This window comes from Alphaproteobacteria bacterium (assembly GCA_030739735.1).
In the GTDB taxonomy this organism is placed as follows: domain Bacteria; phylum Pseudomonadota; class Alphaproteobacteria; order UBA7887; family UBA7887; genus UBA7887.
The window spans coordinates 45,150-59,791 of the sequence record JASLYQ010000008.1 but is presented as its reverse complement, the minus strand read 5'-3'; the positions used below and the strand labels follow the sequence as shown (position 1 = coordinate 59,791).

The window sequence follows — 14,642 nt, the reverse complement described above, 5'->3', positions numbered from 1 at the left end:
CCCAGGCCTGCCAGCCGCTGACCACCGTGGGTTGGACGGGCAGATGCAGTAGCCGTCTCATAGTGTCACTGCGCTTTCGACATAGGCGGCAAGCGCTTCCTGGCAGGCTGTGACCGACATGGCTTCGGTATCAATCACCAACTCTGGCGCGTGCGGCGGCTCATAGGGCGAATCGATACCGGTGAAGTTGGCGATACGGCCGGAGCGGACGCGAGCGTAGAGCCCTTTCGGGTCGCGCGCCTCGCAGGTCTCCAGATCGGCGCGCACATGCACTTCGTGAAACTCCTTGCCGACAATTGTGCGGGCTCGGTCACGGTCGTCGCGCAATGGCGAGATCAGGGCGACGACGGCGACCATTCCGGCTTCGGCAAACAGGCGTGCCGCCTCGGCGGTACGACGGATGTTTTCGGTGCGGTCTTCGGGCGCGAAGCCGAGATCGCTGCTGAGGTGCTTGCGCAGATTGTCGCCATCGAGCACGAAGGCGTGGATGTTACGGCTGAAAAGCCGCACCTCGAGGTCTATGGCGAGTGTGGATTTGCCGGCACCCGATAACCCGGTAAGCCAGATCACGCCGCCGCGATGGCCGAGCGCTATGGCGCGCGCATCGACATCGACCTGATGCGCGACCGCGTATAGCTCGGCCGCAGGCTCGACCTCGCCGAGGATTACGCAGCCGCCGACCACGTCGTAGTCCGCGACCAGCACGCCGCGGCCGGTGGCAGGATTGTCGTTGTGAGCGTCGATAAACAAGGGCCGTTCACTTTCCAGTATCACTTCGGCGATCTCGTTGTGTGCGGCGCGTGGCGAGGGTCGGGATTCGAGGTTTTCGAAATCGAGCACGCTGCGAATCGTCGTGACGGTCACGGGATGCTGTCCGGTACCGATCTTTAGCGTTAGCTTGCGTGTCTCCTCCAAGGGCTCTCGGGCGAGCCAGAACAGGCGTGCGCGTATCCGCCGCGCTACGAGAGGCGGTGAATCGGGTGCATAAGCAATGGCACCGCGCTCGACGAAGATCTGCTGATCTAGGGTCAGCGCGATCGACTCGCCGGCCTTGGCCGTGACCTGCGGTAGCGGCACGTTCCAGCTCTCGATGCTGGCAATACGCGCGCGCTTATCGTCGGGTGCGAAAACCAACTCGTCGCCTATGCTGAGATGTCCGCTCTCGATGCGCCCGGCAATCAGCCGGCGCTCGTCGAACTTGTAGACGTCTTGTATTGGCAGACGCAGCGACTGCTCGTCCGCCTGGGGCCGCGCGGTGAAGCTGTCGAGCGCCTCGAGCACCGTGGGCCCCTCATACCAGGGCGTGTTTTCGCTGGCGCTACTGACATTATCGCCGCCGCGGGCGGAGGCGGGAATGACAGCGCTCGGCGCAAGGCCGAGCTCGCCGAGATAGCCACGTACGTCGTCGGCAACCTGAGCGAAGCGTAAACGATCGAAAGCGATGCGGTCGAGCTTGTTGACCACGACCGCGAGCTGGCACACGCCCAAAAGTCCGAGCAGCGTGGCGTGGCGCCGGGTCTGCTCCCGCACGCCTTCCTCGGCGTCGATGACCAGCAGTGCCGCGGTGGCATTGGTGGCGCCGGTGATCATGTTCTTGAGGAACTCCTGATGCCCCGGCGCGTCGATGATGAGATAGGGACGCTTGGGCGTTCGAAACTGGATTTGCGTGGTGTCTATGGTGATGCCCTGGTCCCGCTCGGCCTGGAAGGCGTCCATCAGGAACGCCCACTCGAACGGCATGCTGCGGCGTTGGCACATCTCCCGCACCGCTTCGATTCTGCCCTCGGGCAGGCTATCGGAATCGTGCAGCAGGCGGCCGATCAGGGTGGACTTGCCATGATCAACATGGCCGACGATGACGACCGGCAGCTGTGCGGCCTCCCCAATTTTAAAATATGACATGCTACATATAGCCTTCGCTGCGCAGGCGTTCGAAGGAATCTTCCGCCTCATGGTCCATGGCGCGGCCTGCGCGCTCGGAAATGTGCGTGGTCTCCAGCTCGTTGATAATCTCGTCGATGCTGGAGGCCTCACTCACCATCGGGAAGGTGATGTCGCGATCGCCGAGCGAGCGATAGCGTTTGCCATCGCGGGCGAAATAGAGATCGACCACGGGAATGTTCTCGCGCGCCACGTAACGCCAGATGTCGACTTCGCTCCAGTGCAGCAGCGGGTGGATGCGCACATGGGTGCCGGGGGGAAACTCAGTCTTGTACTGGTCCCACAGCTCAGCCGGCTGGTCGCGGAAGTCCCAGCGGGAGTCGGTGCCGCGCGGGCTGAAGACGCGTTCTTTCGCGCGCACCACTTCCTCGTCGCGGCGGATGCCGGCGATGACCCCATTGTAGCCGTTCTCGGCGATTAGTGCTTTGAGCCCTGCCGTCTTGCGCGCGGCCGAGCGTGCGGCCGGCGGCAGCGAGGCATCGATCTCCTCGACCGGCGGGCAATTGCGCACCACCAGGTCGAGATTCCATTCGCTGGCATAGTGGTCGCGGAAGGCATACATCTCGGGGAACTTCATGCCGGTATCGACATGCGCCACCTCAAAGGGCACATGCCCACAAAAGGCCTTGCGCGCCAGCCACAGCATGACGTTGGAGTCCTTGCCCAGAGACCACAGCAACATAGTCGGCGAGATGCGGCCATAGGCCTCGCGCAGGATGTAGACGCTTTGGCTTTCAAGAGCGTCGAGGGAACCGGTCACGTCTTCCGCCGTTGATGGATGCCGCATTCGGTCTTGTCGCTGCCGGACCAGCGGCCACCTCTCGCATCGGCCGGTGCCGTGCAGGGGGCACAGCCGATCGAGGCAAAATCCTCGGCAAGCAGGGGGTGGGTGCTAAGGCCGCGCGTGGCGATCCAGGCCGCGACCTTGTTTGCCGACCAGTCGGCAAGCGGGTTGATCTTGATGCGCTTGCCGTCGTTTTCGAAAAGCGGCAGGTCAGAGCGCACGTCGCCATGGAAGCGCTTACGCCCCGTTACCCAAGCGTCGAAGCCTTCGAGCGCACGGGCGAGCGGCGCCACTTTGCGCAGATGACAGCAGCGGTCGGCGTCACGGCGCCAGAGATCGCCGGCCGCATCCTCGTGCGCCAACGCCACCGCATCGGGGGTGATATCGCGTACGTCCTCAAGCCCAAGCTCGGCGACCAGAGATTCATGATAGGCTAAGGTCTCCGGGAAGTGCTTGTCGGTGTCGAGGAAGATAACCGGTGTGGCGGGATCGATGCGCGCCACCATGTCCAGCATGACCACGGCCTCAGTCCCGAAGGACGAGACCACGGCAATGCGGCTTGGGAATGACTCTGTGATCACGGCACGCAACAATGCCTCGCCGGCGGTGTCACCGTGCACTGCCTGCAATCCGGCAACCTGCGCATCACGACGACGGCGCTCACGACGCAGCGACAGAGCGGTCTGGCCGTCGGCGCCGGTGGGTTGATACGACACGGGTATTTCGGCGAGTGCCGTTTCGATATCTGCATGCTCCACCACGTCGAAGGAATCGAAACCGACCCGTTGCATGGGTAATAACTGGTCATACAGAACTTCACCCTCGGCACGCAGCTCGCCGCGGTAGCCAAAGCGCTCGCGCAGCAGGCGAGCCTGAGAATAGGCGCGGCCGTCGGCGATGTCGGGAAAATCTAAGACGATCAGCGCAAGCTGCTTGACGTCGTCCGCCAGAAGATCCGGGCTCTGGTCGTTGGCGAGGCGGACACCGAAGGTCCGATTGTTGCCATGTAAGGTCTCGCGCTCTGCGCACCAGCGCGCCATCGACAGCAGCATGGGCCCGGTCTCGGGCAGAGGCTCACCGTCTGCGACTGGGAGCCAGGGATCGGCGACGCTGCGGCCATCCTTAAGCAGGGGCATACAACACCTCCTTGAAGGGTGTGAGGCCAACGCGGCGATAAGCGTCGAGGAAGCTCTCGCCATCATGGCGTAGGGCCACATAGGTGGTGACGATGGCCTCGACCGCATCGACGATCTTATCTGCGGCAAAACCGGGGCCGACCAGGATGCCGAGCGAGGCATCTTTCTCGGCGCTGCCGCCGAGGGTGATCTGGTAGACTTCCGTGCCCCGTTTATCGACCCCGAGAATGCCAATATGGCCCATATGGTGATGGCCGCAGGCGTTGATACAGCCGGAAATCTTGATCTTGAGGTCACCGATATCGTGCTGACGCTCAAGGTCGGCGAAGCGCTTACTGATCTCTTGCGCGACCGGAATCGAGCGCGCCGTCGCCAGTGCGCAATAGTCGAGGCCCGGGCAGGAGATGATATCGGTGATAAGTCCCGCATTGGGAGTTGCCAACTCCATTGCGTTGAGCGCCCGCCATAGCGTCGGTAAATCGCTCTCGCGCACATCTGGCAGAATTAGGTTCTGCTCGTGGCTGACGCGGATCTCGCCAGAGCCCCAGCGCTCGGCAAGATCGGCGACCACTTCCATCTGCGCTTCTGTGGCATCGCCAGGTGCGCCGCCGATAGGCTTGAGCGAGACGGTAACGTTCGCATAGTCTGGTATCTTATGCGGCTGCACATTGCGCTCGCACCAGGCGATGATGGCGGGATCATCCGAGGTTGCTGCGGGGTCGGCTTTCGCATAGGCGGGGGGCGCAAAATCAGTGATGATCTTCGCCATATCGTCAGCTTTCAGGGTTAGTTCGCCGTTATACAGGTGCGTCCATTCCGCTTCGACCATCTCGGCGAAGCGATGGACGCCGACGGCATCGACAAGAATCTTAATACGCGCCTTGTACTTGTTGTCGCGCCGACCGAGTTGATTATAGATGCGCAGGATCGCTTCTAGATAGGACAGCAGATGCTGTTTGGGCAAGAAAGCTCGGATGGTCTTGGCGAGCTTCGGCGTGCGCCCCTGGCCGCCCCCAACCATGACCACAAAGCCGATCTCTCCGGCCTCGTTGCGGCGCAGTTCGAGTGCGATGTCGTGCACCTTGAGGGCTGCCCGGTCGCGCGGTCCGCCGCCGACGGCGATCTTGAACTTGCGCGGCAGATAGGTGAACTCCGGGTGTAGCGACGACCACTGGCGGATGATCTCACACCAGGGGCGGGGGTCCTCAATTTCGTCAGGCGCGACGCCGGCCAGGTGGTCGGCGGTGACGTTGCGGATACAGTTGCCGCTAGTTTGCACTGCATGCATCTGTATCTCGGCGAGAGCGGCGAGGATGTCCGGCATGTTGTCGAGGCGCGTCCAGTTGAACTGCACGTTCTGGCGCGTGGTGAAATGGCCATAGCCGCGGTCGAACTTCCGGGCGACGGTAGCGAGCCCGCGCAGCTGCGCGGAGGTCAGCGTGCCGTAGGGAATCGCCACCCGCAGCATGTAGGCGTGGAGCTGTAGATAGAGTCCGTTCATCAGCCTGAGGGGCCTGAAGTGGTCCTCGCTAAGCTTGCCGTCGAGGCGACGTGCGACCTGATCGGCGAACTGCTCGGTGCGGTTGTCGATGAAGGCCTGATCAAGGTCGTCGTATTGATACATCGCGCTACTTGGCCGCCATTGCCGTTGGGGCCCGATTGAGCACGAGTTGAACCGTTGGACCGGCGGCGCGGATACGTTCGCGCAACCGGCTCGGGCGCAGGGGCTGATCCTCGACTTCAATCAAATAGGTGCCAATAACCAGGTTGGCGACCTCACCGAGCTTGGCATCCGCGTCGAGAGTTTCAGCGGTTGCCTCATCATCGGCGACGCGCGCCCCTTCCATTGACTCGTGCCAAGCACCGCGGTTATCCAGAAAGACGACCCGCCCATCCGTGACCCGATTCGCTGTGGCGATTTTTTTTGCCCTCATCTCGTCCTCACCAGTGGGCCGGCTCGACTGTTAGGCCTCGACAGTCTCCTGATGCTCCGATTACACAGTATTTAAAATGTGATTATGATTAAAAACCATATATGATCTGTGGTGACATACTAATAATAGAATAAGAATGTGAAAAATATATCAAGACATTTTCATTATGTTATTTATATCCACGTAAATCCAAACCGCGTTTGGCCCCGTTCTTATAGACCTTCGAACAGGGGCGAGGAGAGGTAGCGCTCGGCGAAGGAGGGCAGGATGGCGACAATCAGTTTGCCAGCCATAGCCGGCCGGCAACCGATCTCCAGTGCCGCGGCAAGCGCTGAGCCGGAAGAGATGCCGACCGGTAGGCCTTCGAGTCTGGCGGCACGCCGTGCGGTCGAAAAGGCGGTATGATTGCCGATACGCACCACCTCGTCGATGATGTCGGTATCTAGCACCTTGGGCACGAAACCGGCGCCGATGCCCTGGATCTGGTGCTGGCCGGCCGGGCCACCGGAAAGCACCGGGCTGTCTTCGGGTTCAATCGCAATGGCTCGCAAGGATGGCTTGCGCGATTTCAGCACTGTGGCAATACCAGTGATGGTACCGCCGGTGCCGACGGCGCTGACCAGCACGTCGATGGCGCCCGCGCTGTCCTGCCATAGCTCTTCGGCCGTGGTATGGGCGTGGATGTCCGGATTTGAGGGGTTGCGAAACTGCTGCGGCATGTAGGCGTCGGGCAGCTCTGCGAGCAGCTCCTCCGCTCGCGCGATGGCGCCCTGCATACCCTTGCCCGAGGGTGTCAATTCGATCTCAGCGCCGAACAGGCGCACCATGCGCCCACGCTCGGCCGACATGCTCTCGGGCATGGTCAGGATCAGACGGTAGCCCTTGGTGGCACAGACGAAAGCGAGCGCGATGCCTGTATTGCCGGAGGTAGGCTCCACGATAACGGTGCCGGGCCCAATTTCGCCGGCTGCCTCGGCTTGCTCGATCATGGCCAGGCCGATACGGTCCTTGACCGACGACAAGGGGTTAAAGAACTCACACTTTCCGGCAATGTCTGCCAAGCAACCCTCATCCGCCGCCAGCCGCGACAGGCTTACGAGCGGGGTTGCCCCGATGGTCTCCAATAGGCTGCCATAGATATGGCCGCGCACGCTCACCGGTTCCGTCATATGATGAAGTCGCGGTTGGGAGCATGCTTGGGCGGCGCCTTTCCCCAACACAGCGCTTCTATGGTTATCGCATCGAGGCGGGTGCGGACATCGGCTTCGATAATGGCCAGCGTGTCAGCCAGAGCATCGGAATTGGGTGTTGTCTGAACATCGGTTTCAGGGCGCATCGCGTCGACCAGTTGCCACAGCGTAATGCGTCGGCGCTCGCGCGCTAGGCGGTAGCCGCCCCCCGGCCCGCGCACCCCGACCAACACCTCTGCGCGGCCAAGCTTTTGCAGGATCGGTTCGAGATAGCGTGGCGGAATCCCCTGGCGGGCGGTGATATCGGCTGACTGCACGAGCTCGCCGCCACCGTTCAAGGCGATGTCGAGAACCGCCTCGACCGCCGCGATCTCCTTTTTTGAGAGTTTGAGCAGCACCCGTTTAATCTCTCTTCGCAATGGCAGTGGGGAATACCCATCATTCACAGATTAGGTATGTGGTTAGTCGCGCTGGTGCAAGTCCCGTGGACTCTCAACACCTGCGTGCTCTGACTGCGCCTCTAAGCCGCGCTATAATGACGGAGGACTCGTTCGGGGGAGCGTAATGGATGGATGGCTGAAAGCGGCGGCGGCGTATGTTCCGCAGTGGCTCGGTTACCAGATGCGGCAGACTGAGCAGCTGGGTTGTGCGATCGCGATCGCCCACAAGGGACGTGTCGTGCTCGACCAAACCTTTGGCTCCGCCGAATATTATGAGAGATAGGTGGTGGAGCCGAGGGGAATCGAACCCCTGACCTCGACATTGCGAACGTCGCGCTCTCCCAACTGAGCTACGGCCCCACAGGCGCCAGAAACGGCCGAAGATTCAGCCCTGGCCCCAGCGGGCGCATGTTATATACTGCGTCCCGCCCACCGTAAATCCCTTCGAGGCCCGCCACATCCATGCTCGATTTGTTGAGTTTTGTCGATAAGCTCATCGGCCTTTACATTGGCATTATCGTTGCTCAGGCGATTCTAAGTTGGTTGATGGCCTTCAACGTGGTCAACACACGCAACAAGTTCGTCTATGCAGTCGGAAATGCGCTCTATGTGCTTACCGAACCCCTGTTGCGACGTATCCGCCGTTTTCTACCAGCCACTGGGGGCATCGACTTTTCGCCGCTGATTGCCATCGTAGGCTTGTGGTTTCTCCAAGATGTTATCATTAGTGGTTGGCTGGCAGGGCTCTAGCACCACACCTTATTTTCCCTATCGCGGCGCCGCGAACGGCGGCGTAGAGATCGCCGTGCGGTTCACCCCCCGCGGCGGCAGCGATCGGATAGAGGGCTCCGTGGAGACGTCCGACGGGTGCGCCTGGCTCGGCGTGCGCGTCTCGGCGGCACCCGAAAGCGGCAAGGCCAATCGGGCGCTGGTCAAGCTGCTGGCCAAGACTCTCGGTGTGGCGGTGGGGGATATCACGATCGTCTCGGGCGCGAGCAGCCGCCATAAGCGCCTGCGCGTCGCCGGCATGTCACCCATGGCGGCGGCGAAGCGTCTTCAGCCGTAGCGCGTTGAGGCGGATGAACCCCTCAGCCTCGGCCTGGTTGTAGACCTGGTCAGCCTCAAAGGTCGCCACGTCCGCGTCGTAGAGGGTGTAGGGTGACTTGCGGCCTTCGATGATGACGTTGCCCTTATAGAGCCTGAGGCGGACCATGCCGGTTACCCGCGCTTGTGTCGCATCGATCGCTGCCTGTAACATCTCGCGCTCGGGTGCGAACCAGTAGCCGTTGTAGATCAGTTCTGCATAGTACGGCATCAGCTCGTCTTTGAGGTGGATCTGGCCGCGGTCGAGAGTGACACTTTCCATGGCCCTGTGGGCGTGGAGCAGGATGGTGCCGCCGGGGGTCTCGTAGACGCCGCGCGACTTCATCCCGACATAGCGGCTCTCGACGATATCGATGCGCCCAACGCCATTGGCGCCAGCAAGTTCGTTGAGCCGGGTCAGTAGCGCCGCAGGACCAAGCTTTTCGCCATTCACAGCTACCGGATCACCTTTCCTGAATTCGATCTCGACGGTGGTCGGCACATCGGGCGCCGCCTCGGGCGAGACGGAGCGCGTAAACATCTCCTCGTCAGGGCCGACCCAGGGGTCCTCCAGTGCCTTGCCCTCATACGAGATGTGCAGCAGGTTGGCGTCGGTCGAATAGGGGGCCTCGCCGCGCTTGTCGGTGGGCACGGTGATCCGGTGCGCCTTGGCGTATTCGAGCAGCTTGGAGCGTGAATCGAGATCCCACTCGCGCCACGGGGCGATGACATGGATGTCTGGGTTCAGCGCGTAGTAGCCGAGCTCGAAGCGCACCTGGTCGTTGCCCTTGCCCGTGGCGCCGTGGGCTACCGCATCGGCGCCCACCGCCGCCGCGATCTCAATCTGGCGCTTGGCGATCAGGGGCCTGGCGATCGAGGTGCCGAGCAGATAGGTGCCCTCGTAAACAGCGTTGGCGCGGAACATCGGGAACACGTAGTCGCGGACGAACTCCTCGCGCAGATCCTCGACGAAGATCTCCTCGATACCCATACGTGCCGCATTCAGCCGGGCTGGCTCGAGCTCCTCGCTCTGGCCGAGATCGGCGGTGAAGGTCACCACCTCGCAAGCGTAGGTCTCCTGCAGCCAGCGCAGGATGACGGAGGTATCGAGCCCACCGGAATAGGCAAGCACGACCTTCTTGACGTCGGAAGCCATGGCGATTCCTCGAAAGTGTGGGTGCGCGCTGCGAATAGCCCGCGTGGCCTAGCCTGTCAATGCCGCCATATCGCGGCAGAGGATGACGGCATCGATGTCAGTTGTTGCGCAGGTCGTTGATGCCAAGCCCTTTCACATAGGCCTCAACCTCTTTGCGTAACAGGACGACGTCGACCGCAGGCTCGACTAGAACGTCGTCGATCACGGCGATCTCCCCGCATGCACGGTTGGACCAATGTCGCACCAGCACCACGAAGCCGGTCTCTCTTTCGCCATCCCCGACGATTAGCAGGACGCCACGTGCGGGAGATTGTTCGAACTCGGCCAAGGTTACGGCGATGAAAGGCGGGCGCTCGTCGGGGCGGAGCGTGGCGCACCAGGCCTCTAGCTGTGGCAGGTCTGCCGGCACCGCCGGGCGCAGCCACAGCGGGCTGTTGCTCACGCCGGGGCCAGTCCGGTCTTTTCGCGCCGGACCCGCTCGCTGGCGCTCTTCAGTTGGCCGCAGGCGGCCATGATGTCGCGGCCGCGGGGGACACGTACCGGCGAGGAGTAGCCGGCGTCGTTGACGATGCGGGTGAAAGCGTGGATGCGGTTGTTGCTGGCACATTCGTACGGTGCGCCGGGCCAAGTGTTGAACGGGATCAGGTTGATCTTAGCCGGGATGCCTCGCAGTAAGCGTACCAGTTCGTGTGCATCGCCGTTCGAGTCGTTGATGCCCTTGAGCATGACATACTCGAAGGTGATGCGTCGCGCATTGCTCGCCGCTGGATAATCGCGGCAGGCCTGCAGCAACTCGGCGATCTGGTACCTCCTGTTGATCGGCACTAACTCGTCGCGCAACTCGTCGCGTACGGCGTGGAGCGAGACGGCAAGGTTGACCGCCAGCTCCTCGCCCAGCCTGCGGATTAGCGGTACCACGCCGGCGGTCGACAGGGTGATGCGGCGGCGCGACAACGAAATTCCTTCAGCATCCATAAAAATGCGTAAGGCTGTTGCTACGCTATCGTAATTAAACAACGGCTCACCCATGCCCATCATGACGACGTTTGAGACCATGCGCCCTTCCGGCGGGCTCGGCCATTCGCCTATTGTGTCGCGGGCGACCAGCATCTGGCCGACGATCTCTTCGGCATCGAGATTGCGCACCAGTTTCTGGGTGCCGGTGCGGCAGAAGGCGCACGAGAGAGTGCAGCCGACCTGGGAGGAGACGCACAGCGCACCGCGATTCTCTTCGGGAATATGCACGCATTCTGCCTCGCCACCATCGTCGAAACTGAGCAGCCATTTGCGTGTGCCGTCATCGGACAGCTGTAAGGTGCTGATATTGGGTCGCGCTAGGCTATAGTGGTCGGCAAGCGATGCGCGCAGGCTCTTTGGGATATTGCTCATATCCTCGAAGTGATGCACACCGCGCCAATAGATCCAGTGCCAAAGCTGCTTGGCGCGAAACGGCCTCTCGCCGATTGCGCCCATCTCGGCGACAAGTGCCTCCTGATCGAGCCCGATCAGGGATCTGCTCATTCTCCGCAGGCCTCGGCCATGGCGTTGCGGGCGGCGCTGAAGCCCATCAGGGAATAGGTGTCTGTGGTCTCGGTTCCGCGCGCTGAGGTGCCCCTAACGATCATTCTGGCGCCGCTCGCCATGGCCTTGGATAGCTCCCGATCGCCGGCGCTGTCGTAAGCCCAGGCGGTCTCACCCTGGGTAAACAGAGAGAATGTTGTGCCGTCGATGGCAACCTCAATCTCGGCGCCCTCGGCAAAGGGGTAGCCGGCTTCGAGACTAACAACGTCCGGTCCGTTATCGCCCTTGGGTCGGGTTACCTGCACATAGGCAGGGCCGCGCCGAGTGTAATCACCCACCTCGACCTTTGGCCGGCTAACCATATAACAGATGGTGCGCCCACCATCCGTGTAGGCCGCGGCGTACCAGTCTCGAAAGCGCCCCAGGGCGTCGTCGTTCTCGGCCGCAAAAAGTGGTGAAGTAAGGGTTGAGATAAAAGTAAATAGAAGAATGAATATTCTGCTAAACATTTTGTCTCCGGCCGGAATGTTTTATTTTATCACCATGAACCGGCGGGGCCAATGGCACGGCTTGAGCATGTTCGCTGACCGGGCGCTCGGCGAAGCGACCGAGACTGATCAGGCGGTCATACATCACCACCACACCGGCGGCGGCAAGGTTGATGCAAAACCGCGTCGGAATCTGCACTACCGAATCGGCGCGTGCCAAAACCTCGAGGCTCAGCGAGCCTATTTCCGGACCAAACACATAGGCGGCGCGGCGCGGATGACGGAAGCTCGGTAGCACCTGCGCATCATCGACTAGCTCGATCGCCACCAGGGTGCAATCCTCTGGCAGGCTCAAATCGCCCGGCGAATTGTAGTGCCAAGTGGGCAGGCTATCGGCTGAGGCGGAGGTATCCGAGCGTGGTCGTCCGATCTTGGTCGCTGCCTCGATGGTGAACAGAAATGACGCCCCGAAGGCGTGCGCCGAGCGGAACAGATTGCCGAGGTTCATCGGCTTTGATATCCGTTCCACACCGATACCGAAATAGCCTTTGGTTTGGTCGGCCATGACAGCGCCTCGTAAAGCCGGGGCACCGACCGGTCGATGCCAGGATGTGAGGGAGATAATAGTGCGCGCGGTTCTTTGCAAGACATTGGGTGAACCCGAGGGGCTGGTGGTGGAGGATGTCCCTTCGCCGACACCCGCGGCGGGTGAGGTCAAGATCGCTGTTCACGCGGCTGGCCTCAACTTTGGCGATATCCTGATCGTTCAAGGGAAATATCAGGAAAAGCCCGAGCTGCCCTTCACCCCGGGCATGGAACTCTCGGGCACCGTAACGGCGCTTGGCGAGGGTGTAGAGCATCTCGCCATGGGCGACACCGTAATTGCCATGACCGGCACAGGCGCCTTCGCCGAGGATGTGGTAACGGACGCCAACTGGGTGCTGAAGGTCCCCGCGAGCGTGGACCTGCGGGCGGCGGCAGCCTTTCCGGTAGCCTATGGCACCTCGCATCTGGCGCTCGAGCATCGTGCCGATTTGCACCAGGGTGAGGTGTTGCTTGTGCTTGGCGCTTCCGGCGGTGTCGGCCTGACCGCCGTGGAGATTGGTAAGGCCATGGGCGCAACCGTCATCGCTTGTGCCTCGAGCCCGGAAAAACTGCAAGTCGCCGCAAAATATGGCGCCGACCACGGCATCGACTACAGCTACGAGAATATTCGCGACCGGGTGAGAGAACTGACTGGCGGCGCTGACGTGGTCTATGATCCGGTCGGCGGTGATGTCTTCCAGCAGGCGCTCAGCAGCATCAACTGGGAAGGGCGACTTATAGTCATTGGCTTCGCCAGCGGTACCATTCAGAAGATCCCATCCAACTACGTTCTGCTCAAGAACTGCTCCGTCATGGGGGTGCTGTGGGGCGCCTATCGCCGCCGCGACCCCAAACCCATGCGTGCCTCTCTGGCAACCCTCATCGATTGGCTGACAGAGGGCAAGATCACGCCACATATCTCCCACGAACTGCCTTTAGAGAAGGCTGGCGAGGCTTTACGTCTGATGATGGACCGCAAGTCCACCGGCAAGGTCGTGCTGACCACCGGGCGCTGAGCTTTGGTCGGCGAGGATACCTTACGCGGCCAATACGAAGCCTACCCATATCCGGTGCGCGAACCGGCCGACGAAGCCAAGCGTCTGGTTATGGGCTCGCCCAGCCACCTGGCCGAGATCGAGCATTATCTGAGGGGTGGTGCACCAGTTGCCGGTCCGTTTCGTGTCCTGGTGGCTGGCGGTGGCACTGGCGACGGTGCCATCATGCTGGCCCAGCAGCTTGCTGACGCGGCGATCGAGGCTGAGGTGGTCCATCTTGACCTGTCGGAGGCCGCCGCGCGGGTCGCGGAAGCCCGGGCCGAGGCTCGCCAGCTAGCCAATTTGCGTTTTGTGCATGGCTCGCTGACCGAACTCGACGCCCTCGGGCTTGGCCGTTTTGACTACATCGACTGTTGCGGCGTGCTGCATCACCTCGAAGACCCGCCGGCCGCCCTGAGCACACTCGCCGCCGCTCTTGCGGACGATGGTGGCATCGGCCTGATGGTCTACGGCACGCTTGGGCGCACCGGCGTCTATCCGGCACAGCAGGCGCTGCGCCTGCTAGGCGGCGGTACGAACCCGGCGGCCAAGGTGGTACTGGCGCGGCGTCTGCTAGGTAGTCTACCCGAGAGCAACTGGCTAACCCGTAATGGCTTCGTCGCCGACCATTTGCATGGCGACGATGCTGGGCTCTACGACCTGTTGCTGCATAGCTGTGACCGTGCCTACCTGGTGCCGGAGGTCTTCGAACTGGCAAGCGCGGCGGGGCTCACGATCACTGCCTTTATCGAGCCGGCACGCTATGACCCGGTGACGTATCTGGGCGACGCTGAGTTATGCGCACGTGCCGCGGCTCTGGCCTGGCCCGAGCGCTGCGCTCTGGCCGAGTTACTGGCGGGATCCATGAAACGTCACGTGGCCTATCTAGCTAAAGGCAACGTAAGTAAGCGCCTGGCCCGTCCCGACGGTACCATGATCCCGGTTCTGCGCGAGGGCGACAGCCAAGAAATGGCGCGCGGCCTGGCATCGAGCTATCATTTTACCGCCGAGTTGGAATCCCTCAGTGTTCGCCATCACCTGGGAAACCTGGCGCCGGCGATTCTTTTGCGCATCGACGGTAGGCGCAGCGTGGATGAGATCTACACGGACCTTTCCAGCAGCCCGAGCCGCGAGGCCTTCGATGCCGCTTTTGAGGAACTCTATGCCGCGCTCAACGGTGTGAATATTCTCTTGCTGCGCCGCTGCGCCAACTAAACAGGTCTGGGCAGAGACAATTGGCTTGCGGGAACGACTCTGCGCACCCTGTCGTGAGTGACTCGTACCGGTGTTCCCGAAACGAAAGCCAAGCTTGACCCGGCTTCTGGGATAAGGCCACGGTGCGAGGGAAAG

Annotated in this window: 17 protein-coding genes and 1 tRNA gene; 5 read left to right on the top strand and 13 right to left on the bottom strand. The window is 61.8% G+C overall.

Going from position 1 to position 14,642, the window contains the following annotated elements:
• Positions 1–57: 57 nt before the first annotated feature.
• From cysC to QF629_05840, 7 genes are all read right to left on the bottom strand, one after another.
• Positions 58–1,902 (bottom strand): adenylyl-sulfate kinase, encoded by a 1,845-nt coding sequence (gene cysC / locus QF629_05870; GenBank protein ID MDP6013056.1) that lies wholly within the window; start codon positions 1,900–1,902, stop codon positions 58–60.
• 1 nt (position 1,903) lies between these two features.
• Positions 1,904–2,701, bottom strand: a complete 798-nt coding sequence (gene cysD / locus QF629_05865) for a sulfate adenylyltransferase subunit CysD (GenBank protein MDP6013055.1) — start codon at positions 2,699–2,701, stop codon at positions 1,904–1,906.
• Positions 2,698–3,861 carry a phosphoadenylyl-sulfate reductase gene (locus QF629_05860; protein ID MDP6013054.1) on the bottom strand — a complete coding sequence of 388 codons (1,164 nt, stop codon included), beginning with the start codon at positions 3,859–3,861 and terminating at the stop codon, positions 2,698–2,700. Before QF629_05860 ends, cysD begins: the two co-directional genes overlap by 4 nt.
• On the bottom strand, positions 3,848–5,485 hold the full coding sequence (locus tag QF629_05855; GenBank protein MDP6013053.1) for a nitrite/sulfite reductase: 1,638 nt from the start codon (positions 5,483–5,485) through the stop codon (positions 3,848–3,850). Before QF629_05855 ends, QF629_05860 begins: the two co-directional genes overlap by 14 nt.
• 4 nt (positions 5,486–5,489) lie before the next feature.
• Positions 5,490–5,795: a DUF2849 domain-containing protein gene (locus QF629_05850; protein ID MDP6013052.1), complete on the bottom strand. Its 306-nt coding sequence runs from the start codon at positions 5,793–5,795 to the stop codon at positions 5,490–5,492.
• A 212-nt stretch (positions 5,796–6,007) separates the two neighbouring features.
• Positions 6,008–6,964 carry a cysteine synthase A gene (gene cysK / locus QF629_05845; GenBank protein ID MDP6013051.1) on the bottom strand — a complete coding sequence of 319 codons (957 nt, stop codon included), beginning with the start codon at positions 6,962–6,964 and terminating at the stop codon, positions 6,008–6,010.
• Positions 6,961–7,383 (bottom strand): Rrf2 family transcriptional regulator, encoded by a 423-nt coding sequence (locus QF629_05840; protein MDP6013050.1) that lies wholly within the window; start codon positions 7,381–7,383, stop codon positions 6,961–6,963. The genes cysK and QF629_05840 overlap by 4 nt, the downstream gene beginning before the upstream one ends.
• A 166-nt stretch (positions 7,384–7,549) precedes the next feature.
• On the opposite strand from QF629_05840, the gene QF629_05835 reads away from it, so the two are divergent.
• Entirely contained in the window at positions 7,550–7,708 is a 159-nt protein-coding gene (locus QF629_05835; protein ID MDP6013049.1) for a hypothetical protein, read from the top strand.
• Between the two features lies 1 nt (position 7,709).
• Here the strand turns inward: QF629_05835 and QF629_05830 are convergent.
• Positions 7,710–7,785: transfer RNA gene (locus QF629_05830), tRNA-Ala, on the bottom strand.
• Between the two features lie 102 nt (positions 7,786–7,887).
• Between QF629_05830 and QF629_05825 the strand changes: the two genes are divergently transcribed.
• Together QF629_05825 and QF629_05820 are read left to right on the top strand one after the other, a co-directional pair.
• Positions 7,888–8,175, top strand: coding sequence for a YggT family protein (locus tag QF629_05825; GenBank protein MDP6013048.1), 288 nt, complete (start codon positions 7,888–7,890; stop codon positions 8,173–8,175).
• Positions 8,141–8,491, top strand: coding sequence for a DUF167 family protein (locus QF629_05820; protein ID MDP6013047.1), 351 nt, complete (start codon positions 8,141–8,143; stop codon positions 8,489–8,491). Before QF629_05825 ends, QF629_05820 begins: the two co-directional genes overlap by 35 nt.
• On the opposite strand, the gene QF629_05815 is transcribed toward QF629_05820, so the two are convergent.
• The 5 genes from QF629_05815 to QF629_05795 form a co-directional block, all read right to left on the bottom strand.
• Entirely contained in the window at positions 8,456–9,664 is a 1,209-nt protein-coding gene (locus QF629_05815; protein ID MDP6013046.1) for an argininosuccinate synthase, read from the bottom strand. The genes QF629_05820 and QF629_05815 overlap by 36 nt on opposite strands.
• A gap of 97 nt (positions 9,665–9,761) precedes the next feature.
• Entirely contained in the window at positions 9,762–10,106 is a 345-nt protein-coding gene (locus tag QF629_05810; protein ID MDP6013045.1) for a hypothetical protein, read from the bottom strand.
• Positions 10,103–11,185 carry a 23S rRNA (adenine(2503)-C(2))-methyltransferase RlmN gene (gene rlmN, locus QF629_05805; GenBank protein MDP6013044.1) on the bottom strand — a complete coding sequence of 361 codons (1,083 nt, stop codon included), beginning with the start codon at positions 11,183–11,185 and terminating at the stop codon, positions 10,103–10,105. The genes QF629_05810 and rlmN overlap by 4 nt, the downstream gene beginning before the upstream one ends.
• Positions 11,182–11,694 carry an invasion associated locus B family protein gene (locus QF629_05800; GenBank protein MDP6013043.1) on the bottom strand — a complete coding sequence of 171 codons (513 nt, stop codon included), beginning with the start codon at positions 11,692–11,694 and terminating at the stop codon, positions 11,182–11,184. Before QF629_05800 ends, rlmN begins: the two co-directional genes overlap by 4 nt.
• On the bottom strand, positions 11,687–12,238 hold the full coding sequence (locus QF629_05795; GenBank protein MDP6013042.1) for an RNA methyltransferase: 552 nt from the start codon (positions 12,236–12,238) through the stop codon (positions 11,687–11,689). The genes QF629_05800 and QF629_05795 overlap by 8 nt, the downstream gene beginning before the upstream one ends.
• 61 nt (positions 12,239–12,299) lie before the next feature.
• On the opposite strand from QF629_05795, the gene QF629_05790 reads away from it, so the two are divergent.
• Positions 12,300–13,274, top strand: a complete 975-nt coding sequence (locus tag QF629_05790; protein MDP6013041.1) for an NADPH:quinone oxidoreductase family protein — start codon at positions 12,300–12,302, stop codon at positions 13,272–13,274.
• Positions 13,275–13,277: 3 nt separating this feature from the next.
• Complete coding sequence (locus QF629_05785; GenBank protein MDP6013040.1) at positions 13,278–14,507, top strand: class I SAM-dependent methyltransferase; 1,230 nt, start codon at positions 13,278–13,280, stop codon at positions 14,505–14,507.
• Positions 14,508–14,642 lie beyond the last annotated feature (135 nt).